Origin of the sequence: Rhizobium sp. Leaf321 (genome assembly GCF_001423215.1) — a bacterium.
Lineage (GTDB): Bacteria > Pseudomonadota > Alphaproteobacteria > Rhizobiales > Rhizobiaceae > Neorhizobium > Neorhizobium soli.
Genome location: NZ_LMOF01000008.1, coordinates 603,858 through 625,904, shown reverse-complemented (window position 1 = coordinate 625,904; position 22,047 = coordinate 603,858). Strand labels below are relative to the sequence as shown.

The following is a 22,047-nucleotide window of genomic DNA, read 5'->3' as shown; positions in this document are numbered from 1 at the left end:
AAAAGATGGTCCGGTGTGGGAACCTCTAAGTTTTACTGTGCTTCCACCAGTCGAAACGACACCGTGTAACGCCCGTTGCTCTGCTGTACGTCCCAGCTGCCTGGCACAGGACGCATCACGAGTGCCGGCTTTGCAAAACGAACGACAGCCGTCGCCTGGGCAACGACAGAGAAAGGCGGCGGGTCTATCGTAATGGTGCGGGTCGTACCGGTTCCTGAGAACTCGGTCACACGGCCAATGTGATAGCGGCCGGCACGTTCGAGCCCTATGCGGTCACCGATGCTGAGTGACAACGCCGTCGCCACGCTGTTGACCGTCAGGATATTGCCGCTCGCCACAGATACCAGGTTGCCGGGATCGTCGGCAGGCACCTGGTTTGCGACGTGGTTCTTTGGGTAGTAGAAGTGTGGATGGCGGAAGAGGACGCGGCGAAGGCCATCCCGCAGCGAAAGCCACCAGGCCTCGACTTCGGCGTAGCTGCTCGCGCGCAGGGACTTTGTAACGAGAGTTGCCTCCCATGCCGGATCTGTCGTCTGCGAATAGTTGATCAGTCGGGCGCCGGATGGTGACGCCTTCACGCCATCCCGGAGAACGAGGGCAGCCGTGACGTAATCGACAGCGGGGATCTCGCGGGGAAAGGTGATCGCCATTAGATCGTACGCCTCTTCTGCGCGTTCTTCACCGAGGCAACGACCTGCGCCGGTAGATCAGCCTTCAGCTGCGCGATCTGCCGCTCGACCCGAGCGAGGCCAGCACTGTCGGCACCTGTTGCGTCGATCTGGATCGGCATCGACACTGTGACGCCAGCTCCGCCCATCGCTTTCGGGATCTTCGGGATCACCTGTGCGCCTCGTGGAAGGTTGACAAGCTCCGGCCCCTTCTCACCGACAACGGCAAGGCCACCAGGGGCGAAGTTCGTACCTTTTGCGAACCCGGGTACAGCGCCGAGCACAGCGCCAAGTGTTGTGTTTGCTTTGAAGCCGCTTCCGCCACCGCCGAAGAGACCGAACAGCCCGGAGAGGAACCCACCGCTTCCGCCACCCGCGTTGTTGACCTTGAAGAGACTGTCGAGGACATCGTTGATCAACGCGTCGCCGATCTTCTTGAGGCTGGACACCAGGATGTCGCCGGCCTCGGCGCCTTCCGTGAAGCCGTCGATGATGCCACGAGTGACATCCTTGGCGGTCGACAAAGCGTCTTCTGCACGCTGGCGGATTTCGTCCTGCTTTTCCGCGAGCCGTTCGGACTCGACCACTGCCAGGGCGTATGACGTCGAAAGGTTCTCAATCTCTTTCGCGAGTTCCGGTGTGACCTTCTTGCCGGCTTCTTGGGCCGCTGTAAGTAGTTCCTGCTTTGATCGCGCCTTCTCGATCGCGAAGCCATAGTCGTTGATCAGCGGGTTGACCATGCTCTGCGCGGTCGTCTCAGCAGCAAGCGCCTTGGTACGCTCTTGGATCTGCTTGGTCTCGCGGGCGTAATCATCCTCTTTGGCCGATTTAGCTTTCGAGCCGCCGCCGCCTCTACCGACAGGAGGCTTGAAGTCGTTCACCGAAACGGGCTTGACCTCGGCGGCACGGCGCCTTGCACCGCCGCGCCGACCGGACCCGCCCATTTGTCCGTTCGTGCCAGCGTCAGACCCACCCGGCACGGCCTCGAAACCATTCTCACCAATTCGGTATCCGTCAATAAATGCGGGCAGGTTTGCAGCCTGAGCACGCAGCTTGGTCAGTTGGGCCTGCACCTCTTGAATGCGGGCCAGAGCTTCCGTGTTGCCAAAACCCAGCTCGGTATTCACACCGAGACGCTGCTGAAGCAATTCGAGCTCTCGCTCAAGGCCCGCTATCTTTGTTTGCGCCTCCCCAACGGCAGGGTTCAGAACATTCCCCTGAGTGTCGGAAATCCCAAACATCTGGCTGAGGCTATCTGGTAATTTGATGCCGGCAAAAAAGTTTTCGAGTTCGGCACGCCCACTACGAAGCTTATTGATAAGGCTTGCTACGTCGAAATCGGCGACGACTTTGGCCGCCGAATTGATACCGTTTGCAAAGTTCTCGCTCGCTCCCGTCGAGTTGTTGAACTCCTTAACCAGGTCGATCAAGGCCGACTTCATGTTCTCGGATGCCTGCTCGATGGTGAATACCGAACCCTTGACCTTCTCCTGAAGGACAGGTGCGCCTGCTTCGAAAGCACGGAAGAACGCTTCGGACGAGATTTTCCCGTCAACAACAAGGCCCTTCAGCCGGGAAACTGAGCCGCCTGCCTCCTTCAACCCGGCCGCCACCGCCTGAGCTATCGTCGGCGCCCCTTCAAGGATGGAGTTGAACTCTTCTGCCTGCACCTTGCCTGCGCCAAGCGCCTGCCCAAGCTGCAAGAGAGCGCCACTGGCAGACGCTGCGTCTGTTCCTGCTACGCGGAGAGCGAGAGCCACGTTGTTGGTGAACCCAATCAGTTCATCAGTTGTGACACCAAGTTCCTTCTGATTTTGGGCAGCTTTCCCGTACAATGCTGCAAGCGTCTCGATTGGCGCCCCGTTCTCTACGGCTGCTTTGCTGAGTCGCTGGTACACCCGCTTGAGCTCTTCGCCAGACAGACCTGCCACCTTGAGGGAGTTGTCGATGCGTGTCGCTGCATCAGACAATGTGACCGCACTGCGAATGACTTCAGAAGCCAGAAACGCGCCAGCGATTTGGGCCCCAGTACGAGCAAACGAAGCAGCGATTGCCCGACTGCTTGTGGTGGCTTGCTTTTGCATGGCGCCAAGGCGGCGGTTTGTCACGCCCTGCGCCCGGCTCATGGCGTTCTCGTACTTTTTGATGTCAGCCGAGAGCTGCACCACCAGACGTTCAAGGTCGGTTGCGGCCATGCGTTGGTTCTCATACGTTTGAGAGCGGAGACGTACCGCTAGGAATAAGGATTGCTCAAATGTTTCATCGGAACTGGCGTCAGGTAGCGCTACACGTGGCTATAGCGACAGGAAGTGCTGCCCACGTCTCAGAGGCCGCTGCCGCCGAGACGTACAGCTTGGTACATGCGATCGGGAACCATGAACGGGTATCTGCCAAAGGGCTTTCGAAGGCAGATTGCGAAGTTCGGAAAAAAGAATTGAAAGCAGTCGCTGAAGCACTCGGCAGCTATAACGAAAAGGCAGGCAAAGGATCGATAACCTGCCTTCCAGATAGCCTTATGGGCGGCTAGTAGCGCCTATGCAGGGGATACTGCATCCTTCTCCTGCATCCACTGCCAAACGTCGTCGACTTCGGAGCTTGAAAGTTTCCCGTCGTCGGCCGTGTTCGCCTGGACGTAGCCATCGATAGCAGCCATGTACTGCCACATCGACATCGCCCTCACCTGTTGAGGTGAGTATCCGATCGCAGCACCTGTTCCGTAGATGGCGCCAAACCGGATTTTGCCGTTCGGGAGGTTGTCGACCTTTTCCCCCTCTTCCGCTTTGGCGCTTCGGGCTCCCCCGGCTTTTCATCTGGTGCCCCCATCAGAGCAGCGGATAGAACCGCCAGGGCATGATGGACGCTCTCCATCGGAGGCCGTTGCTCAACGTAGAAGCGAACCTTCTGTATTGCCTTGTCTGGGGCCATGCCCCCGCCAACGAGCCCCATACGGAGTACGTTCGAAATGTCCTGGACGCGCCATGTCCCGTTGTGGAGCCGTTGCAGGACCACGTATGGTCCCGCGTCGGTCTTTTCCTGCAGCTCTTCCAGCTCGCCCCATCCGAGGCGAAATTTGAAATCGCCGTCGGCCCATGTAAGCGTTATCGAAGCGTCCCGGCTCATACGGGGATCGTCGTCGTGCGGACGAGCGGACCGTCGGACTGCATCGAGACGGAGATTGTTACTCGGTTGCCGATTTCAACGCCGAGTTCGAGGGACTCGAAGTGCATCTTGCCAGTCCAGGTCACGACGCCCGTCGAAAACTCAATCTCTACCTTAACGGGGACCGAGTCCGTTTTATCGTATGCCGCGAGCCATGTGATCACGGCTGATGCGGCAAGCACGCCCTCGCCCGATACGGACGCTGAAATGTTTTCGACATCGCGACCGAGATTGATAGGCGCGTCGGGATCGTCGCAATCAGGAATAGCGACTTCCGAAAGGGATTTGTTCAGCGCAAGCGACTTCGACGTGAAGCCGCAGGGAGCTGCGTAGACAATGGGAACAGCGCTGTTGCCGAGCAGAACCCGGAATTTTCCAAAACGCGCGGTGATGGGAGGTGCCATGGTGTTTCTCCTTTATGGCAGGGAAGAGCGGCGAACCGCACGGTCGTGACTATCGACCTGACGCCACTTCTTTGGCGGCCTTGTTGATCGATCTGTTGATGCGGCTCTTTGCGCTTCGACGAAGCGCTCGGAAGCTCACATAAAAGAATGGCTGGGCGGGTATCGACGGGATAGTCGATCCTGTGAACTTGCCGCCGGCGGCATGAGACGACGTGCCGAACTCAACCCAGCGCGCGTAGAACGCCTCGCTGTTCCCGGCATAAATCGTGATAGTCAGTTCGCCCGTTTTCGTTTTGACGTTGGCGATTTTGATCGACCCTTTCGGCGCTTCGCCGTAAGTCCAACCGATGCTGTCGCGCAGTTTGCCGCTGTCTGATGGCGCTAGAGATTTGGCGAGGTTGACGATATCGTCAGCCGCCGCTTCCATCGCTTCGCGAATGCGCTGCTTAACATTGAGCGGCATCCGAGCGAGCTTCTTCTGAAGGCTGCTCAGACCGTCGATCTTGACAGTCACGTCTCTTCGCTCTCCTCAACGAGCGCCAGGACCTGAACGACCCCATGCTGCTGCGTCTGATCCGGATCGTCAGTCACTCGCCACAAGCGAACCTCTATCGCCGCTAGAGCGCCCTCGCTCAGAGGAAGGTAGGCCTCGTGCAGCGACTTGCGGACCTGGGCAATGACATTGTCGACTGACCACCGGTTTGGCTCGCGAGACCATATATCGATCTGCGCGGTGATTTCTTGCCCGATGATGCAATCGGCATCTTCCGAGGAGCCGGTGAACGGGCCCCGGCTTATGTGAATTTGCTTCGTGCCCCAAGGGTCTTTTGGCGCCTTGTCATGGATGCCGTCCACCAACGCCGCCAAAGCCTCGTTTTGGTTGAGGGCGCCAAGAATTGCGGCCCAGAGAACTTTGCCGGCACTCATGCAGCGCCCCCGGTCTGAACCTCGACATAGACCCAGTCTCTATCCGTCACAGCATCGGCGATCTTGACCGCGTACTTACGGCCAGTTCTCTTGTCGGTCATCTGCCAGTCGCTTTCGATCTGCCGAGACTGGGGAGATGAACGGAGGTAGACGCCCAGCGTGTTACGCCCTTCAAGCCGAGCGGCGACGACCGCCTCGTTTCCACCGCGGGAACGGAAGGCGGCCCAGAGCGAAAACTGATCTTCAAATCGCCCTTCAGTGTTGCCGAGGCCATCATTGAACTTGGCACGCTTGGCGAAAGCAACTCGTCGATCGAGCTCCTGCGCTGTCGGCGGGTTACTTAGTGCCATCGGCCGAAGCGTCCGTGGACGACTTGCCGGAAGGCTTGCCGCCCGCCTCTGTCAGTTCTTCGGCCTTGCCAGCAGCAATCGCAGCTTCGCCGCACTCACGCTTCACGGTCTCTTCCATGCCTGCGAGATAGCCGATCGTGGACTGCGATGTCGGCTTGTAGTCAAAATTGTCAGTGAACTTCACGCGCATTGCGTTCTCCTTTTCAAGCAAGGGCTGGGTCGCGTAGCCGGTACAGCAGCGCCACAACAGGGTTTTTCGGATCACCGGTACCGAGGCCAGGCAAAAGGCCGCCGGTGTTCGCCTCGTCGAGGAGGCTTTGAACGACCAGCATCACGGCCGCAGAGACGCGACCTGGCACAGTCTCATCCGTCCAGCCGTGCGCCGGCCTTTTTAGATAATCGACGACAGCGTCTTCTGCCTGCCGGATCTTGAGCTCGATATCTGGCACGCGCTCGTCGCCATCGATGAGGTCGAGGCGCAGCGCGAGATTGACTTGAGCGAGTGTGACGAGGGCCATGTCATTCCCCCTTGGCTGGAACGCCAACGCGAACCGGCTGTTGAGGCTTAGCATCCTTCACGACGCCGTCTTTGCCGTCCCTGCCCTTCTTGGCGCAGAGCGTCCAGTCCTTCGAGCCGTCGCCGGGCTTCTGTTCGGTCTTTTCGGCTTCGCAGTGCCACAGAGAGCCGCCCGAAGTGACCGTGTCACCCTTGCTGTAAGAGCCCTCGGTGAAGACGCCGCGGTAAATCATGACCGGGAAGCCGAGTTCAACGCTGTAATCGAGATCCTTGCCGATGAACGACAGCAGTACCGTCCGGCCGTCATCCATAACCTTCGCGTCGAAGTTCTCGAGGTTGAAGCCATCGCGACCGGGCTTTCCGTCGTCGCCGTCCTTACCGACCACCAAGCCGAGCCTTTGCACTTCGCCATTTGAAAGCGTGACAACCAACTCGCCGCTCCGGTCGATCAAAGCGCCGGCAAGTCCAATTGCTTTCTCGGGCTGTGGTATGGCGGCGACCGCAGCTTCGACTGCTGTCCTGATCATCGCCTCAATGTCCGGAAGCTCCTGCGGTGGTAGCGTAATTGGAGGCTCGATCGCGTTGAACACTGCCTTGAGGGCGCTCAACTCCTCGGAAAGGTCGACCGGAGTTGGCAGCGCTGCGACTGCGGCCGCGACAGCCGTATCGACTAGCGCAGCAATGTCCGGGAGCTCCGGCAGAGCCGGAATAATTGGCGGCTCGATCGCTTCGACCGCAGCCTTCAGCGCCGAGAGGTCTGCTGAAAGGTCAACAGGTGCCGGGATGCTTTCGAAACGTTTCTCAAGGTCTTCGAGACGAGTGAGAATCGGCTTCAGCTGCGCCTTAACGACGGCGGCCAGTTCCGAGCCGATGGCTTTTGCGTCGATCATGCCGACATGCCTTTCTGAAATGACAGCAGCAGTTCAGCCGTCGCCGCACGCTGTTGCGCCGCTGCAAGAGCAGCATCATCTTCGGGTTCGGCAGGAGGTTCGGCCGGTTCTTTCGCAGCGGTCCCGAACGGATCTTCCTGGGAATCCCGCTTGGCGAGAGCCTCAAGGCTGAAGTTCTGCTGCTGAAGCATCGGGCTGTCGCCGCCGGCGGCAGGTTTGAGGTCGAGCTTCTTGCGCTGTTCGTTCGGAGACATGATGCCCTTGGACTTATCGAGCACTTCCATCTGCGTGACGCTGTCCATGCGCAGGAGGTTGTCGGTATCGAACTCGGTGCCGACACCGTCTTTCATCTGCAAACCTTCGTCGAGACAAAGCTCGGCGGCCTCGATTAGCACCTGAAGGCACTGCGAGTAATATTCGACGTTCAATGCCTGCACGTTGTTGTTCGTCGGCATCACACCAACACCGATCTTGTAGGGCGGGACGTGGTAGGTCGAGCAGACAACTTCCGCCGACCACTTGAGCTGCTCAATGAGCTGGGCGTCGACTGCCTTGGCCTTCATCGGATCGTATTTCAGGCCGTCGCCAAGAACGGCTACCTTGCCGGAATTTTCACCGGTGAAGTTCGTGTCCCAGTAATCCTTGATGCGAGCGGCCGTCTCGTCTTCGATCGCACCTGGTGCCGTCAGCACACCGCCAGGTGTTGCACCGTTTTGGAAGAACAGCGCGCTGTCGTTCTGGATCGCGAGACCCTGCATGGCCGCCAAGCCACCGGCGAAAATTGGCGAGAGGCCCACCAGCGGGTGATAGAAGCAGTTGAACCGGTCGTGGATGATTTCTTTCGCGGGAACAATTACGCCTTCGGAGATGCCGGCGAGCTGATCAGTGTTCAGCTGGTAGAATACGTCGCCACTGTCCGACACCAGCGGGGTGACAAGGCCAGGGTCGAGGACAAATAGCTTGACGACAACGCCGCGTTCGTCGCGCGTCTTGAGCACGTAGGTATTGCCGCGCTGGAGCTTTGACAGGATCCAGCTTTCCATGAACTGGATCCTGTTCTGGAAATGGTTCGGCTTGCGCAGTACTGGCGAATAGGCGGCATTAGTCACCTCGGACCAGATGCCGTTATCATCGCGCTGCACTAGCTTGATACGCAGCTTTGCGATGTCGGAGGCGATCAGCGTGCGGCAGGCGAAGTCAGCGTGATTGGACAGGACGCTGTCATACTTCACTTCGACGTTCTGCTGCCATGCGCCAGGATATGACTCCAGAATACGCCACCAGCCGCCTCGACCATGGATAGGAGCCGACAAGGCGGACCGCGCTGCCTTCGTGCGTGTGAACAGGCGGGGAAGCCGCATCCGATCAGTCCTTCGCCTCAGCAAGCTTCTGGGTCAGCGTGGCCGCATCCCAGCCGTGGTAGGCCTTCTTGTCGAATTTCTGCTGATACTGAGCGCGCAGATCCGAGAGTTTTTCTGCATCGCTTCCACCGGCGTCGGTCGGTCCGCTGACGATCTCAGCTTTCCCGATTGCCGCCAACACTCGGCCGTTCGCGTTGGACGCGCTGAAAGCGTCACCTGCCTGCAGGCGGCGGGTCGCATAGGTCATCGGGCGTTTTGCAATCATGTCCATGGGAACCTCCGTTCAAAAAAATGGCGGCGGGGCTGAAACCCCACCGCCTGTCTTGGATCAACCGCCCGAAACGGTGCCGTAGTCTGCATCGCCGATGTAGGCGACCGCAGAGGCGCGGCGTTTAGCAAAGTTGAGCGGACGAACGACCTTGATCGCTACCGACTCCGTCTGGAACATGGAGACGACGCCCGTGTGCGATGTCGGCGTATCGCTGGCGCCGTTCGGTGCATCATCCATCTGGATGGCGGCTTCGGTGGAAAGCGAGACTTCCACACCGCGGTCGCCGATCTTGTAGATGTCGGACGGACGCAGGAGGATCAGATCGCCAGCGCCGACGTTGCCGCCAGCGGTGACCTTATCACCGAGGAGCGTTCCGCCGTTTGCCGAGAGCCCTGGGAATGCCCAGTTGCCCATCACGTTCTGGATCAAGCCGAGGGACTTGGCGAGCGACTGGGTCGTCACGAACTCAAGGCCATCTGCGTTGTTGGCTGCGATGAAGCCGGCATAGAGGGCCTTAACGTCGGTGATCACACCGTCGACGTCGCTGCCGGCACTCGTCCCTGCCGTTACCCCGTTCAGGATGCCAGCTGGGGAGACATTCGGAACGGCTGCAGCAGCGGATAGGAACGTCTGGTCAACACGCTGGGCAGAGGCCTGAACAAGTGCGTCACGCACCAGCAGTTCAGCCGAGGGCGAGCTGTCTCGCAGCAGTTCCTTCGAAATGACAGCGATCGCCGCGACCTTGAGAGCGGAGAGCTGCACGTCGAAGAAATCGGCCTTGGTGACCGGGATCGACTTCGACTGGCCTACCCAGTAAGCGCTTGCGGCGCCATCCTGGCCCTTGATGTGGACGTTTGCCGGCACTTCACGAAGCGGCAGGCGGTCGAACACGGTCTGGGCATAGAGATAGTCGATGAAATCGCCGGTGTAGCGGGTGTCGGCCTGCGCAAGTTCGGAACCCCATTCGCCCGCCTCTGTGCCGCCACCAGCGACCGCAGCCTTCACGACCTGGGCTAGCAACGGATTGCTCTTGCCCCAGCGGTGAGCGGCGATGCCTTCCGCGGACACGCCATCGAGGCGTGCAAGCGTCTTGGCAATCACCATGCGGGTGTAGTTCTGGCCAGCGAACGCTTCGTCTTTGTCGCTCTTGATAACGACCGGAGCGCCCATTCGGGCTGCCGTGCCTGCGGCTGCCGTCTTGATCTGGTTGGGGATCACAGGCTTTGCGCCGGCGGCCTGCATCTTTTCCATGGTTCGGAGCCGCTTCAGGTCGCCATCGAGAGCGTCGATCTCGTCCGAAAGCGTATCGAACTCTTCCTGTTCGGCCTCGTCGGTCGAACGGCCTTCGTCCATGGACTTCTGCATGACTTCCGACATGCGTGCGGACTTCGCCTGACGCGAAGCTTCAAGAGCAGCAATCTGCTCGGCTACAGTCTTCATTTCACTGCCCTCCTTCGGGCGCAAACTAACGGATTTTTGAGACTTTCCCGGAGCGCCGGGGTGGGACTTCACAGGGCGCCCAATGATGCCAGTCGCGGCAGGGGCGTTCGTGTCGAAGGACTTGATGACCGCGACACCTGCCGCGTCCATGTTCTTGATGCTGGTCATGATAGCTTCGGGCTGCGCCGGGATCGTTACTGCGGAGAGCTCGAAGACTTCAGACTTGATGAAACGGATGCCGCCTTCGTCCAGGAAGGCGTATTCGACAGCGCGAAAACCGATCGACACTGCGCGCACAAGGCCAATCTTGATCGACTGCCAGGCTTCATCGATCCGATCCTTGAGTTTGCCGTCTTCGGCTATCGTCGGGATCTCCGCCTCGAAGGTGATGCCGTCTTTGGTCGGCTTGTCGAACTTGACTGTCCCGATCGGCTGGTGAGCGTCATGCTGCCAAAGGAAGGCCATCGGGTTGGTGAACTTCACCCCGAGCGGGTCCACAATATCACCGACACGGTCGACAGCCGGTGTGGTCGCGATGCCGCGGATGATGCGTTTTTCCTCATCCACCGCCTTGATGGTGAGAGACGAGTATGCGCGGCGCGTCACAGTCATGACGACCTCCAGTTCTTGTAGGGTTGCGTGTAGATCAGCCGGCGACCAGCACCTGGTATTGCGGCTTTCGCTTCGGCTCAGGGTTTCGGCTCATGACCGTGACCGCATTGAAAAGCGCCATGGCGAGGTCGATTTTCGCATCGCCGGCATTCTGCTTGGTGGCCCTGATGGCCGTTGCCGTCGGCTCGATCTTCAGGTTGCCAACACACCACTGCATCAGGCCAGCACCGGAGTGGCGCAGGGTCCCGTTGGCGAGTTTCCGTTCGGTAGTCTTGATCGCGTTCATGAGCTGATAGCCTTGTGGAACGCCGATCAGCACCCCCTCTTCCTCAGTGATCCCGATCTCTGCCAAAGCCTCGACCATCTCGCCGAGGCCGGCGGGATCGACAGCCACGCAGGCCAGCAAGCCGGCATCCTTGATCTGGGCAATGATACCGACGATCTCCGAAATGTCGTCGAGCTCGTCGTCGACGATGGTCAACTCACCTTCGGCCTCGAACTCCTGCAATCTGGTAGCGATCTTCTGACGGCGCTTCAAAACGCCATTGTGGCACCAGCCGTGGACCCAGCAGAGCCATTCCCGCGTCTTCTTGTGTCTTCCAACGACTGCCAGGCCGAACAAATCGTCCAAACCGCCGCCATCCAGCCCGGGAACGATCACATCGCAGTGCTCGATCAGGTAGTCGATGGTGATGTCGTCCCGGGCTCGTTTGTCCCAGAGATCGGCGCCCGGCCATCGGTTTGACCGAAGGTTCATTCCGATCTCGACGTTCAGGTGTTTCGCCAGGAACGTCGCGAGCGTGGTGCGATCACCGGAAAGCTCCTTGATCATCTCGTCTTGCAGCCACTCCTGGCTGACCGAACGCCCAAGGTTCGGGTTCGTCACGTAGAAGTTTGCAGGTTCCTCATAGGCTTTTGCTTTGATCATCTCCGGCGGAAACTCATAGATCACCGGCAAGAATTTCCGGTTCTCAATCACCCCGTCTCGCACGTTGCGAGCATAGTCCAGCTTTGCCTTAAAAACCCCGGCCGGTGGTTCGTCACTCTGGGTCGACAGAGTGATGACGAATCCTTCCGGCCTCGACACCAACCCGCCGGTGGCTTCTCTGAGCATGGCATCCGCGTTCGCGCGCTTGCCGAAGACCCAAAGCTCATCGATCAGAATCCGGCCAGCCTTTTTGCCAGAGACCGTGTCAGTATCGGCGGCGACAACCTTCAGAACGGCATCGTTGCCAAGGTGTTTGATGATCCGGTGATGATCCTGAACGACTAGCATACCGCCTTCGTCGGCGTTCGCATCGAGTTCTGGATCTGCCCTCACCATCGCAGCAGCTGGCTTGAAGCTGTTTGCCGCAACCTCGATCGTCGGCGCCAGGATCAACAGTTCCTCGTTATGTCTCCAATTGATGATCAGCGCCGTCAGCATGATGGCCGCCGCGATCGTAGACTTCGTGTTCTTCTTGCTGATGAGCAGGAAGAATTCCGTGATCAGCTGTTTTCCCGTCTCAGCGTCGTAGGAACCGAAGATTGCCGCGACAAAATCGAAGACCCACTGATCGCTCACTTCGCCGAACGTTGGTTGCCCGGGCAGGTCCGTGACCTTCAGCGCCTTGAAAACGGACAGCGCATAGTCTGCCTCGCTCGGGAAGAGAGGACGAAACGCGATGAGCGACCGCTGCGAAACAATCCTCTTTTCCCAATCCGGGCAAGCCGTCGACCAGGTAAGGCTCACTTGTTGTCGACCACCAGTTTCGGCGGGCCGGGACGCTGCGCAAATTTACCACTTCCGGCAGCGGACGCCGCGGCAGCGTCTTTACGCGCCGCCTTCTTTCCGGCAGGCGCCGCAGCCTCGTTGAACGTCTTGAGGGTGGCGCTGATATCCTTCAGCGTCTTTGCCCGTTCGCCGAGCGAGATCGCTTTCAACAGTGCGTGCCGACGACGGCTGTCGCTCTCTTCGGCGCAGATCATATCCTCGAGCTCACCGTGCAGCGAAGTCACCGCGTCGAGCTCGTCCATCATGCGTCCGGCGAGCGTTTTGCCCTTTTCCGTGAGATCAGGCGAGGTTTCCACTGGCCGCCCCAGCCGCTCAACCGGTTCGCGTCGATCGAGATGCTTCGGCTGCTCTGCCCTCAGCCACTTTTCGGCCTTGGCCTTCTTGTTGATCGCCGTGTGCGAAACGCTGTACCAGCGGGCGATATCGCGGACGCTCATGGCACCGGCGCGGTAGTCTCGCTCGATGCCATCCCAGTCGATTGGCTTGTTCTCTTTTGGCATGGTTTCCACTCAGGTTTCCGGCTGGAAACTCTCAAACAGGAAAAAATCTCTCTATGCGGGGGACGCGGGTCCGGGCCGAAAGACGGTTTCCAGGCTGACCTACCCCCCCCGTTGGTCGATCAGGGGCCTTCGCCCTCGGTCTCGATGGGTCGTCGTGCTTCGCTGGTCGTCATAGGCGAGGTACCGCTCTGTCTCGCCCTTCCTGCACCACAGCAGCACCGATCACGCCGGGTATCGTCTCACCATTGAGCGTCACCTTCATGCGCCCATCCTCGTGATGGGTGACGACGACGCGGGCTTCGCTCGCTTCGGTATTGCCATGGCAGTCACCTATCGATCGGGGCTGGTGCAGTCGTGCCGTTGGCCTCGGCGTCCATGCGCTGCTGCAGGTACTCAAGCACTCTGAGGTCTTTCGCTTCAGCGTCACGCCACGTCACTTCGTAGACTGGGGTCCGCTCGACACCAGGAACAAGGTGACCCCTCCAGTAAGCGATCTTGCTCTCCTCGACCTGAAGGACAAGTGTGCCGCGAAAGCCTGTCCTGTATCGTGTAGAGCCTGTGAGATCGTGGCGACCAACTGGTGAGGGCATGCCGTTACTGCTCCCTCTCAGCCTTGCGCTCTTCCGCCTGGATCAGGCTGTCGTGGATGCGCTTGGTCACGGTCTCGATGTTGTTGATGTCCCAGAAGAGCGCCGGGTCGCCGCGGTGTGGTTTCCGATGGTTCGCCACCGGCGTGTTCGGGTCGTTGCCGGTACCGCCGCAGATCTCGCCCGATCGCTGGCAGGTGTAGTCGTCACGCTCAAATGCCTTGCGCCTTAGCCGCTCCCATCGCTGGGTCTTATACCAGGCCCGCCATGGCTGATTGCCTCGGCGGTGCTGATCCCTCGCCTTCTCACCCTTTGGCCGGCCCACCAGCGGCTTGATGGTGCCGACCAGGGGCTTGATGGTTTTGAGCTTTGACGCCATCTAGGGCACTGCCTTCCGCTAATTCCTGCGCAAGCCTAGGAAGCCGAAACCAACCGAGGATCAAATGGCCAATACCGACATGAAATTCCGCCCTCCTTACAGGATGCTGACGGTGTACGAACGGCTCAAAGCCAACCCAGAACTTTCGGATTGTAAGATCTGGATGGAAGAGCTGGATAATGATCGGGAGGATGGTTACTTCCCGCACCTCAACTTCGACACGGCACGCGTCTTTGTCTCTCTGAACGACTTCTCAATCAACGTAGTTGGGCGGCTTACAGATGGTGTATTTGACTACCAAGTAAGCGTTTATGACGCGAACGGACCGGCCGATCCGCAGCACTGGGCACTCATGACGCACATCGATGAGATGATTTCAATCATCACCGACCGCATCGCCGACAGGCGCCGTGGGTCTCAAGGCTAACCTGCCTTCCACCTTACCTGTCAAAATTCGGTAGCTAGAACCCGGCTTAGGCCGGGTCGCTCATCTTGGTAGACAGTCACCGCGCCCGGCTTTCTCGTCCACCGGCATCCTGCCTATGAGTGGCTTGATGGTGGATATCTGGGGGCGGATGGTCTTGAGCTTAGAAAGCACGGTTACGCTTGATCCCACTCGCGCCAGACCACCTCGCCATGATGGCGAAGGATGTACCCTTCCGGATAGTTGCTGAGAACGGTCTTGCCGCCTTCTGCCGTGTCCCCTTCATAACGGGTCCATGTGCTGGCGTCGGAACTCTCGTCCCTATCTGCCTTGACGTCTGCATCGATCGCTATTGGGCTCACGAGACCGGCTAGTCCGATGATCTGGCGTGTGAGCCACATCCGGAAGCCATGAGCGCGAGGCCAGCGGATATGGATCGTCACCGCCGACAATATTTCTTTTCCTTCGATCGTGACGTCGCGGCTTGCCATCGGTTCAAGCCGTGATGTGCCGAACGGCGCGCATTACCGCGTCCTCGGCATGTATGTTTGCGAGGGACAGATCGCGTGAGGCGAACCGGTCGCCGGTGGCGTCGGTGCCGCCGATCTCATGCAGCTTCGCGATGAACGAAGCGCCAAGATCCTTGACGGCCTCCATCTGCGCTTTCTCGGCATCCGACAGGACGCGGTAGGTATGGCGCACGGCGTTGTTGACGGTGCGGGCGTCGGACGCGCTGTTGACGTGCTCGGGCATCACTCTCTCCTGAAACGGAAAACCCGCTGGGTCTTAACCGGCGGGGTCACTTTAGAACTGGACGATTTCCGGGCCGCGCCGGACAATACGTCCGTCTGTTACAGAGCCTATACGGTTCCCTATAGATAGGGGGCTGCTCTGGACGACGACCCACTCACCCCTGACACGATCAACGGAGACGCGCCAGAATGCTTGAAACTCTGAATGAATTACTGACGGCAGTGGTTCTGCTGCTGAAAATCGCCGAATCATTGAAGCGGCAGAAAGACAGGAAAAGCCGCCCAACGGAAATTGGACGGCTTCGATAAAATACGAACTCTGTTCGCTTTTTGCTTGACGAATACGAACTGAGTTCGTAAAACATAATCACCGAAGCAATCAAGCTTCGGGGACTAGGAGGCAACCATGAGCGTCAAGCTCAGCATCCAAGTCCGGTTCGGAAAATGGCGACTGACACTCACCATTAGCCGCTAACTGGGGGCCGGAGGGAGGTGCAACTCTCTCCGGTTCCCAAGATACCAAATCAAAGGAGCCTACACAATGACCCCTGATGAACTCATTGCCCTACGGAAGAGCGCTGGCCTCACTCAAAGCGAAGTCGCTGGCCAACTGGGCCTGACTGTTCGCGGATATCAAAAGCTCGAGTCAGGCGACAGTCCAATCAAGGACCTCTATGCCAAGTTCGTGCAAAAGATCGTGCGGGGCGGCAGCCGTTTCGTACCCAGCGCCGGCGTTGCCGGGTACGCCCTTGCCGGGTTCATGACGGCCCGCGCGGGCTTGTATGCGATGATCGAAGCAAAGCTTCTAACTGGAGAGCAAGCGGTACAGACACTTGAGCGGTTTATCGATGATTTGCCCGACGGTTCCGAGGGTGCAGAAGCTCGCGGCCTGATGCAGGGCGTGATCAATGCCATTGCCGCGCAATACATTCCTGACTGAAATGAAGATCTCGCCCTGCGGAGCACCTAGGGGCTGGGCGAGATCTGAGAAGCACGGGAAGGCCGGCCATGTGCTGGATCAGGTGACACCCATGGGCGTCACTTACCTAGGATTTCGAGGATCACTACCTAGGCCGGCGTATACCTCGATACGATTGCCGCGTTTCCGCTGCCTTCCCGATTGAGCTGTCCGGAAATTCCGGAGAACTGAAACATGCCGCGCGCGCCACTAACCGGTATGGCTGGACGCCTTAGCATCCATGGTGAGGGCTTACCGGTATGGTCAGATGGGTTGCGGAGGCAGGATTTGAACCTGCGGCCTCTTGGTTATGAGCCAAGCGAGCTACCAGACTGCTCTACTCCGACATAAAACAGAAAAGCCGCCCGGAGGCGGCCTGAGTGATCACATCGCGCAAATCACCGATTATTTCATTCAACATGACCGATAATGCCAACTATGCCAAGAGGAAATATTCCTATAAACAGGAATTTTATCCTTCAACTTTTTTCTCGGTTCGAGAGCTCACCATGACTGTCGAAGACCCAGACGTTGTCGACTTTATCAACGTTGACCGAATGAGCGGTGATTATCTGCTCTCAATTAGCGACCACCTCCCGTGGGACGAAGAAGAGGAACATCTCTTTTTTTTACAAGAGAAAATTAATACTTATATCGCCTTCGTCGAAAGCGGCCAGTTAGCCAGCAAGTTTCCAGGCTCAGTCGGAAAAAGAATAGTCATTAACATCGGGTTCAAATACCCTCCGCCCCAGTTGACGACGCGGTTCATCGAGGCGGTGCGGGCAACACTAATAGGTGTCGGGCTTGAACTGCAGACGGAGTTACCGTTCGCTAATTGACTGCCCTCGTTGAAACCAGCGGCTCATGATTGAAGTCGTCAAAGTCATTACGTGAGCTGGAATTGATGCAAGAGTGAGGGAAGTGTGAGCGAACAATTTAGATGCTCTATATGTGGCAGGGAGCACGAAGGCATTGCCACCGACCAAGCCTATCAACTTCCCGATGACGTTTGGAACATCCCTGAGCAAGAAAGAGCCGATAGGGCTCGGTTCGACAGCGATCTGTGCCAGTTCGGTGAACGGTTCTTTATACGCGGTTTGCTGCCCGTTCCATTTGTGAGGCAGTCTGGTGATTTTGGCTGGGGTGTTTGGGTGGAGGTCAGTTGGATTACCTTCCAGAGATATCTGGAACTTTACGAGCATGACGGCTCGTTTGAACCTGCGCACCGGGGCATCTTGGCAAATGACCTTCTCACCTATCCGTCATCAGTAGGGTCAGAGGTCGACATCACTTTCAGGGATGCTTCAGCGAGGCCTACGTTCCGCCTCTTAGACGATGACGAGAGTGCGCTTGCGAAGGAGCAGCGCCGCGGGATCAGTGATGCTCGATACCATCAGATATTGAATCTGATCGAGACCACGGCTGCGGCCAGGCACGCTTAACATACTGACCTACCCTCGCAGCGCGTCGACGGTCTTTGAAGTTAGTCCGGCGAAATTACAAATCAGGACTCAGTCGATCAAGGACATCGGAAGGTGCAAAGTCGTACCCCGTCGCATCTCGTCCTGACCAGTTCAATCCGCATGTCAGTCCGTCTGCTTTGAGACCTGGCAACCAGCGTTCAATGAATTCGATCAACGGAATTGGTACTGGCTCAAAGCCTTGGTACGCTGAGACCTTCTCGACGACTGCTCGCGCTCTGGGTTCGGATGACCAAAATGGCATAGCGGTTTCACCCGACGCGTTAGTCGAGGTTGGGAAACCGCCTGCATCCCGTATTGACCAGACTTCTCCCCGATCAGAAACCTCGGAGAAAAATTTGTGTGCGTGGATAGATGAGATACTCATCCTGCCAGCAGAACAGCAAGAGTTGCCCGCAGGCAAGAGATCCTACGGAGCTTTTTCACCGTCGCAACGTGCGCATTTCCTGGATCCGTTCTGTTGAAAGGCTACGCCCCGCGGCGCCTGATGGCTTGGTCCGCAGTTTCCTTGGAACGTTCGGCGGCGTTCTACCGCGGACCCACCAACTTTAAATGCTGTTTGCTGCAATCCAGGCATCTGTGACGGAAGTCTCAAAACGCTTGCGGGCGGCCTCGTCACTGCGCGATATGTACTTCCCAATAACCCCGAACGATAGCTCGCAAGAACGCCACCAAAGAATCTGCCAGGCCGCACGGTCGAGGTGGCGAACCCATGACAGAGCCGTCAGGCAGTCGGAAACCTCTGCGGCAGTCGGTTGAAAGCGTGGCCCGATATCCTCAACAGCGGCATAGGCCGTCACCGACTCCTGTACGTAATCGGGCGACGATGATTTCACGATGAAGAACCGCCGCTCACGGTCCGGCACTGCTCGCAAAGTCTTCATCGCTGTCAGCAATCGCTGCTCGACATCTGTCCGAGACACACGCTCATTCGACTTCACACGCGGCGCAGGGCGGCGATCAGGCTGCGGGGCGAGCTTCATGCGACCTGTCGACATGCGGCTGTCTTCCGGCAGCACCATGCACCCTGGCGCTGGCAATCCCTTCGCCTTCTGAGCCCTCGGCTTGTCTTGGCGTTTTAGTCTGACCTTGGCCATCAGTTTACCTTCCTAGCGGGCATCAAACTGCAGATAGGCTTGAGCACACCGTCGTTGACACGACATACGACTCAGCAGATGAGGTACGTGCTTCAAGTTGTGAGAGACGAGGAGTAGTCGGCAGGCTCACGCCCTCAATCGGTGGCGAGCCTGCCTTCTCCGCCTGAGCTTCGAAGGCTCCTGAGGCTCTAGCGGTCTGAACCATCCAATCCATTTTCTTACCATCAGGGGAGGCGTATGTTCGGTTGGAAAAAGCTGACACATCTCGACGATAGGCACAGCTTCCCGGTCGCAGTCCTTCTACGCGTCCTGCAGATAGCACTTGATGTTGCGATACCGATCGCGCTTCTGCTCTATGCGTCGACATGGTTCTTCTCCAACGCACAGGTGACCCAGTTTTGCGAAGAGTTTTGCTCGCAAGATATGAGCCAGCTGATCCTGCGGATTTATCCGAACTGAGGAACGCACCTGATACCAACGCCTTGATCGAAACGCCGTTGGTCGGATCCTGGTGTGCGAACACTCCGTCTATATGCAATGTCATGCTGCCCTCTCGATCTTGGAGATTAGAACTCGCATCTCGCCGGCAGCGCGAATCGTGTCGTCGGACGTCAGCCCGCCGTTTCCGCCCTTGCCGTGAATGCCGTTAACGTCGAACTCGACATGCTCGACAAGGCGCTTGGAGAGCGCGACGAGCTGGGCGAGACGTTGATTTACCTCCGTCATGCTGCTCGCTCCCATTCGCGCCATCCAGCGCCGTCGTTTGGTTGAAGGAGATCTGCCGGGGCCTTGCACCCGGGAAGGCCAGGCGCTGGGCCCCAGTCTTTCGTTGCCCATAGCTGCTGGGCCCGCGCATGCCTCAACCGCTTGGCCCACTGCTCGCGATCGACGACGACGGAACTGGTGGTGGCTTCCGTAGCGTTGTTCCAGCTTTCGCCATTGAGGAATTTGGCGGCATGGCGAATGAACTGCGGCTCTTTGCCCGCGACTTCAGCAGCGAAAGCCCGCAGGCCGTCCATGATTGTCTCAAGCGACGCGGCGGTCCGTGCTTTCTGGAAGGCCTTCAGCGCATCTTTCTTTTCGACCTTCCGTGGATAGGCGGGCCAGAAGGTATCGTTGAATTCTGCCTCAAGAGCTTTTCTTCGAGAAACAGCCTCATTACCCTTCGCTGCCGGAGGCTGCGATGAGGAAGAATCTTTATCTTCTGTATCTGTCTCTGTCTCTGGTCTAGCATCCGCTTGCAACGCGCTAGCATCCGCTTGCAAGACGCTAGCGTCTGCATGCGCTATTTGCAGAAATCCGCAATCAATCAACGGCTTAAGCTTTGGAAGCTTGTCGAGGTATGCCACCCGCTTGAGGTATGCAGGGTTATTTGGCACCATGCCATTGTTGCGGGACGCGATCAGCATGCACACGACTGCTAGCAGCTTGCTAGCATCGTCTAGCGTCACCCAATCTTCGCTAGCAAGCAGAGCGAAGTGCAGCTTGATCCACGGCGGGTTGCGATCTCGGTAGTGCTGGAACTGCTCCCAGTTCTTCACCTTCAGCTGATCCTTCGACATCAGAATGACCTCGCAGCGTTGCGCACCGCCGAGCAGCCGATATCGACGAACAGGTCGACGGTCTTCGTCGGGCCGCTGCGCTGCTTGGCAATGATGAATTCGAGCTTGTTGTTGACTTGCTCGAGGCGGTCGAGCCGTTCCATGTCGGCGTCTGGATCCTTGCCGCTCTCTTTGCCCAGGTAGTAGGCTTCACGGAACAGGAACGCGACCGTATCAGCGTCCTGCTCGATCGAGCCAGAATCGCGCAGGTCGGAAAGCATCGGCCGCTTGTCCTCTCGGCTCTCGACGCCGCGTGACAGCTGCGACAAGGCGACCATGGCGATATTGTTCTCGCGGGCGATCTGGCGAAGGCCGGCGGAGATCTCAGTGACCTCCCCCACCCTGTTTCCGGCATATCGTCCAGATGGCGCGACGAGCTGCAGGTAGTCGACGATCAGCAGGTCGATCGTATGCCCGCTACGCTGCGCAACGTCCTGCATCCGATCGAACTTGACGCGGAGGTCCGATATCGACAGACCAGACTGCTCCTCGATCCAGAGAGGCAACTGGTTCAGGTCCTGCTTGGCGTTGCAGATCGCATCGAAATCCTGTTCCGACACGCGCCCGGTGATCAGGTCGTTGTACGGAACCGTGATGTTCCAATCGAAGATGATATCCGTCAAAGCGCGCATTGCTAGGCGGCGTGACCCCATCTCCAACGAGATGAAACCGACGCCGGCACCGGATCGGGCAGCCTTGATGCCGACGCCCAGGCCGACAGCAGTCTTGCCCATCCCCGGCCGCGCGCCCAGCACCACCATTTCCCCGCGGTGGATGCCGCCGGTCAAATGGTCGATGTCGGACAGGCCCCAGGTGATGCCTGTAATACCGCTTCCCCGCTTCATGGCGTCCTGAACTTCGTCGAGGGCACCGTCGGCAGCTTCCGACAGCGAATACCGTGTCCGGCCTTTGACGCCTCCCCGCAGTCCAGTTGCAATATCGTCCAGCGACCGGGTCGCGGCCTTGATCAACTCGGCAGGATCGGCCCCAGGATCAGCTGCAGCCAGAGAGATACGCTCGGCTTCCGCGCCGACCGTCACCCTCGCCCACTCCTGAATGAGGTTCGCCATGCTCTTCGGGAGCTGTGCAACGCCGCCGACGGTGTTTGCCGCCAGCTTGGCAAGGTAGGCAGCGAGCGGCATCTGCAGCCGGTCGGCGCACTGCTCGGCTTCTTCCGGCGTGAATAGCTTCACGACCAGGTCGAGGCGCGCGGTCTTGTAGCGATCGGCAGCGATCTCGATGTTTTCGAAGATGCGGCGGTGTAAGGGCTCAAGAAAATGTTCGACCTTCACCGTACCGCGAACAGCGGCGTGGTTGCCGGAGACCAGAATGGCGCCCAGCACCTCCTGCTCCAGCTCGACGACGAGGTTGAATTTGTCGATATCGACAGGCGCGACGTGCTGGTTCATGGTTGTGGTGCTTCCGCTTCGACGAACAGAGCCATGAATCGACCCCAGGCCTTGCCGGCAGCAACACCGTCTTCAACCGCCAGTGTGTTCTGAGCGAGGATCGAAAGGTCAGCATACTCGTGCCAAGCATCCTCGGCTTTCTGATCAGCCTCGCGTGCATGCACATGCGCGAGACGCGCGGGGGAGCTCGTCATGAAAACGCCCTCCGGTTCGCCCGCATTTTTGCGGACAGCGCGATCGCTTCGGAGATCTGGTGAGCCTCAAGCCCAAAGTTTTCGCGAAGGTCGCGGCGCAAACCGTTCTCGAACTTCGGCAGCTCCGCGAGGTACTGCGCGGCACGGATGATCTTCGGGCTGGACGGAATGTCGCGAGGTACGGTCATGCCATCACCTGCCGTCGAGCCAGATGAGCCTGCCTGACTTGCATCCAAGAAGTCGTGTTGACGACTCCTTCGCTGATCATTTCCATTTTTGCGATGATCGTCAG

At 58.5% G+C, this 22,047-nt stretch carries 31 protein-coding genes and 1 tRNA gene; 5 read left to right on the top strand and 27 right to left on the bottom strand.

Features of this window, described 5'->3' with window-relative positions:
- Nucleotides 1-32: 32 nt before the first annotated feature.
- From ASF70_RS20030 to ASF70_RS19955, 18 genes are all read right to left on the bottom strand, one after another.
- Complete coding sequence (locus tag ASF70_RS20030) at nucleotides 33-650, bottom strand: hypothetical protein (RefSeq protein ID WP_062582287.1); 618 nt, start codon at nucleotides 648-650, stop codon at nucleotides 33-35.
- Nucleotides 650-2,863 (bottom strand): tape measure protein, encoded by a 2,214-nt coding sequence (locus ASF70_RS20025; protein WP_062582286.1) that lies wholly within the window; start codon nucleotides 2,861-2,863, stop codon nucleotides 650-652. The genes ASF70_RS20030 and ASF70_RS20025 overlap by 1 nt, the downstream gene beginning before the upstream one ends.
- 338 nt (nucleotides 2,864-3,201) lie before the next feature.
- Nucleotides 3,202-3,339, bottom strand: coding sequence for a hypothetical protein (locus ASF70_RS24370; protein ID WP_165699873.1), 138 nt, complete (start codon nucleotides 3,337-3,339; stop codon nucleotides 3,202-3,204).
- 5 nt (nucleotides 3,340-3,344) lie between these two features.
- The gene (locus tag ASF70_RS20020; protein ID WP_062582284.1) at nucleotides 3,345-3,788 is read right to left on the bottom strand and encodes a gene transfer agent family protein; all 444 of its coding nucleotides are present in this window, start codon (nucleotides 3,786-3,788) and stop codon (nucleotides 3,345-3,347) included.
- Nucleotides 3,785-4,231: a phage tail tube protein gene (locus ASF70_RS20015; protein WP_062582282.1), complete on the bottom strand. Its 447-nt coding sequence runs from the start codon at nucleotides 4,229-4,231 to the stop codon at nucleotides 3,785-3,787. The genes ASF70_RS20020 and ASF70_RS20015 overlap by 4 nt, the downstream gene beginning before the upstream one ends.
- Nucleotides 4,232-4,280: 49 nt before the next feature.
- Nucleotides 4,281-4,745, bottom strand: a complete 465-nt coding sequence (locus ASF70_RS20010; protein ID WP_082471992.1) for an HK97-gp10 family putative phage morphogenesis protein — start codon at nucleotides 4,743-4,745, stop codon at nucleotides 4,281-4,283.
- Complete coding sequence (locus ASF70_RS20005) at nucleotides 4,742-5,158, bottom strand: DUF3168 domain-containing protein (protein ID WP_062582280.1); 417 nt, start codon at nucleotides 5,156-5,158, stop codon at nucleotides 4,742-4,744. The genes ASF70_RS20010 and ASF70_RS20005 overlap by 4 nt, the downstream gene beginning before the upstream one ends.
- Nucleotides 5,155-5,508 (bottom strand): phage head closure protein, encoded by a 354-nt coding sequence (locus tag ASF70_RS23785; protein ID WP_082471991.1) that lies wholly within the window; start codon nucleotides 5,506-5,508, stop codon nucleotides 5,155-5,157. Before ASF70_RS23785 ends, ASF70_RS20005 begins: the two co-directional genes overlap by 4 nt.
- Nucleotides 5,495-5,698: a hypothetical protein gene (locus ASF70_RS24075; protein WP_062582278.1), complete on the bottom strand. Its 204-nt coding sequence runs from the start codon at nucleotides 5,696-5,698 to the stop codon at nucleotides 5,495-5,497. The genes ASF70_RS23785 and ASF70_RS24075 overlap by 14 nt, the downstream gene beginning before the upstream one ends.
- A 13-nt stretch (nucleotides 5,699-5,711) precedes the next feature.
- Nucleotides 5,712-6,026, bottom strand: coding sequence for a phage gp6-like head-tail connector protein (locus ASF70_RS19995; protein ID WP_062582276.1), 315 nt, complete (start codon nucleotides 6,024-6,026; stop codon nucleotides 5,712-5,714).
- Nucleotide 6,027: 1 nt separating this feature from the next.
- Entirely contained in the window at nucleotides 6,028-6,915 is an 888-nt protein-coding gene (locus ASF70_RS23780) for a hypothetical protein (RefSeq protein ID WP_082471990.1), read from the bottom strand.
- Nucleotides 6,912-8,276 carry a phage portal protein gene (locus ASF70_RS19985; RefSeq protein WP_062582273.1) on the bottom strand — a complete coding sequence of 455 codons (1,365 nt, stop codon included), beginning with the start codon at nucleotides 8,274-8,276 and terminating at the stop codon, nucleotides 6,912-6,914. The genes ASF70_RS23780 and ASF70_RS19985 overlap by 4 nt, the downstream gene beginning before the upstream one ends.
- A gap of 4 nt (nucleotides 8,277-8,280) precedes the next feature.
- Entirely contained in the window at nucleotides 8,281-8,547 is a 267-nt protein-coding gene (locus tag ASF70_RS19980) for a hypothetical protein (RefSeq protein WP_062582271.1), read from the bottom strand.
- Between the two features lie 57 nt (nucleotides 8,548-8,604).
- On the bottom strand, nucleotides 8,605-10,599 hold the full coding sequence (locus ASF70_RS19975) for a phage major capsid protein (RefSeq protein ID WP_062582270.1): 1,995 nt from the start codon (nucleotides 10,597-10,599) through the stop codon (nucleotides 8,605-8,607).
- Nucleotides 10,600-10,633: 34 nt separating this feature from the next.
- The gene (locus ASF70_RS19970; RefSeq protein WP_062582268.1) at nucleotides 10,634-12,331 is read right to left on the bottom strand and encodes a terminase large subunit; all 1,698 of its coding nucleotides are present in this window, start codon (nucleotides 12,329-12,331) and stop codon (nucleotides 10,634-10,636) included.
- Nucleotides 12,328-12,873 carry a hypothetical protein gene (locus ASF70_RS24070; protein WP_156461890.1) on the bottom strand — a complete coding sequence of 182 codons (546 nt, stop codon included), beginning with the start codon at nucleotides 12,871-12,873 and terminating at the stop codon, nucleotides 12,328-12,330. The genes ASF70_RS19970 and ASF70_RS24070 overlap by 4 nt, the downstream gene beginning before the upstream one ends.
- Before the next feature lie 326 nt (nucleotides 12,874-13,199).
- On the bottom strand, nucleotides 13,200-13,463 hold the full coding sequence (locus ASF70_RS19960; RefSeq protein ID WP_062582264.1) for a hypothetical protein: 264 nt from the start codon (nucleotides 13,461-13,463) through the stop codon (nucleotides 13,200-13,202).
- A 4-nt stretch (nucleotides 13,464-13,467) separates the two neighbouring features.
- Entirely contained in the window at nucleotides 13,468-13,839 is a 372-nt protein-coding gene (locus tag ASF70_RS19955) for an HNH endonuclease (protein WP_062582262.1), read from the bottom strand.
- A gap of 64 nt (nucleotides 13,840-13,903) precedes the next feature.
- Here ASF70_RS19955 and ASF70_RS19950 point away from each other — a divergent pair, with 64 nt between their 5' ends.
- Nucleotides 13,904-14,266, top strand: coding sequence for a hypothetical protein (locus ASF70_RS19950; protein ID WP_062582260.1), 363 nt, complete (start codon nucleotides 13,904-13,906; stop codon nucleotides 14,264-14,266).
- A 173-nt stretch (nucleotides 14,267-14,439) separates the two neighbouring features.
- Here the strand turns inward: ASF70_RS19950 and ASF70_RS19945 are convergent, their stop codons facing one another.
- Entirely contained in the window at nucleotides 14,440-14,754 is a 315-nt protein-coding gene (locus ASF70_RS19945) for a hypothetical protein (RefSeq protein ID WP_062582258.1), read from the bottom strand.
- Nucleotides 14,755-14,758: 4 nt separating this feature from the next.
- Nucleotides 14,759-15,016, bottom strand: coding sequence for a hypothetical protein (locus ASF70_RS19940; protein WP_062582255.1), 258 nt, complete (start codon nucleotides 15,014-15,016; stop codon nucleotides 14,759-14,761).
- A 540-nt stretch (nucleotides 15,017-15,556) separates the two neighbouring features.
- Here ASF70_RS19940 and ASF70_RS19935 point away from each other — a divergent pair.
- Nucleotides 15,557-15,955 carry a helix-turn-helix transcriptional regulator gene (locus ASF70_RS19935; protein WP_062582253.1) on the top strand — a complete coding sequence of 133 codons (399 nt, stop codon included), beginning with the start codon at nucleotides 15,557-15,559 and terminating at the stop codon, nucleotides 15,953-15,955.
- Nucleotides 15,956-16,246: 291 nt separating this feature from the next.
- Here the strand turns inward: ASF70_RS19935 and ASF70_RS19930 are convergent.
- A tRNA-Met gene (locus tag ASF70_RS19930) sits at nucleotides 16,247-16,321 on the bottom strand.
- 32 nt (nucleotides 16,322-16,353) lie between these two features.
- Between ASF70_RS19930 and ASF70_RS19925 the strand changes: the two genes are divergently transcribed.
- Nucleotides 16,354-16,812: a DUF6572 domain-containing protein gene (locus ASF70_RS19925; RefSeq protein WP_156461889.1), complete on the top strand. Its 459-nt coding sequence runs from the start codon at nucleotides 16,354-16,356 to the stop codon at nucleotides 16,810-16,812.
- Between the two features lie 84 nt (nucleotides 16,813-16,896).
- Entirely contained in the window at nucleotides 16,897-17,415 is a 519-nt protein-coding gene (locus tag ASF70_RS19920; RefSeq protein WP_062582249.1) for a DUF2199 domain-containing protein, read from the top strand.
- Between the two features lie 587 nt (nucleotides 17,416-18,002).
- Here the strand turns inward: ASF70_RS19920 and ASF70_RS19915 are convergent.
- Nucleotides 18,003-18,476 carry a DUF6362 family protein gene (locus tag ASF70_RS19915; RefSeq protein ID WP_244474089.1) on the bottom strand — a complete coding sequence of 158 codons (474 nt, stop codon included), beginning with the start codon at nucleotides 18,474-18,476 and terminating at the stop codon, nucleotides 18,003-18,005.
- 312 nt (nucleotides 18,477-18,788) lie between these two features.
- On the opposite strand from ASF70_RS19915, the gene ASF70_RS19910 reads away from it, so the two are divergent.
- Complete coding sequence (locus tag ASF70_RS19910) at nucleotides 18,789-19,010, top strand: hypothetical protein (protein ID WP_062582248.1); 222 nt, start codon at nucleotides 18,789-18,791, stop codon at nucleotides 19,008-19,010.
- 81 nt (nucleotides 19,011-19,091) lie between these two features.
- Here ASF70_RS19910 and ASF70_RS19905 read toward each other — a convergent pair whose 3' ends face one another.
- Genes ASF70_RS19905 through ASF70_RS19885 form a run of 5 tightly spaced genes read right to left on the bottom strand, consistent with a single transcriptional unit; the run spans nucleotide 19,092 to nucleotide 21,943 of the window.
- Complete coding sequence (locus ASF70_RS19905) at nucleotides 19,092-19,277, bottom strand: hypothetical protein (protein WP_062582245.1); 186 nt, start codon at nucleotides 19,275-19,277, stop codon at nucleotides 19,092-19,094.
- The gene (locus tag ASF70_RS19900) at nucleotides 19,274-20,113 is read right to left on the bottom strand and encodes a hypothetical protein (protein ID WP_062582243.1); all 840 of its coding nucleotides are present in this window, start codon (nucleotides 20,111-20,113) and stop codon (nucleotides 19,274-19,276) included. The genes ASF70_RS19905 and ASF70_RS19900 overlap by 4 nt, the downstream gene beginning before the upstream one ends.
- Nucleotides 20,113-21,561, bottom strand: a complete 1,449-nt coding sequence (locus ASF70_RS19895) for a DnaB-like helicase C-terminal domain-containing protein (protein ID WP_062582241.1) — start codon at nucleotides 21,559-21,561, stop codon at nucleotides 20,113-20,115. Before ASF70_RS19895 ends, ASF70_RS19900 begins: the two co-directional genes overlap by 1 nt.
- A complete protein-coding gene (locus tag ASF70_RS19890; protein ID WP_062582239.1) occupies nucleotides 21,558-21,755 on the bottom strand; it encodes a hypothetical protein in 198 nt (65 codons plus the stop codon). The genes ASF70_RS19895 and ASF70_RS19890 overlap by 4 nt, the downstream gene beginning before the upstream one ends.
- On the bottom strand, nucleotides 21,752-21,943 hold the full coding sequence (locus ASF70_RS19885; RefSeq protein ID WP_062582237.1) for a hypothetical protein: 192 nt from the start codon (nucleotides 21,941-21,943) through the stop codon (nucleotides 21,752-21,754). The genes ASF70_RS19890 and ASF70_RS19885 overlap by 4 nt, the downstream gene beginning before the upstream one ends.
- Nucleotides 21,944-22,047 lie beyond the last annotated feature (104 nt).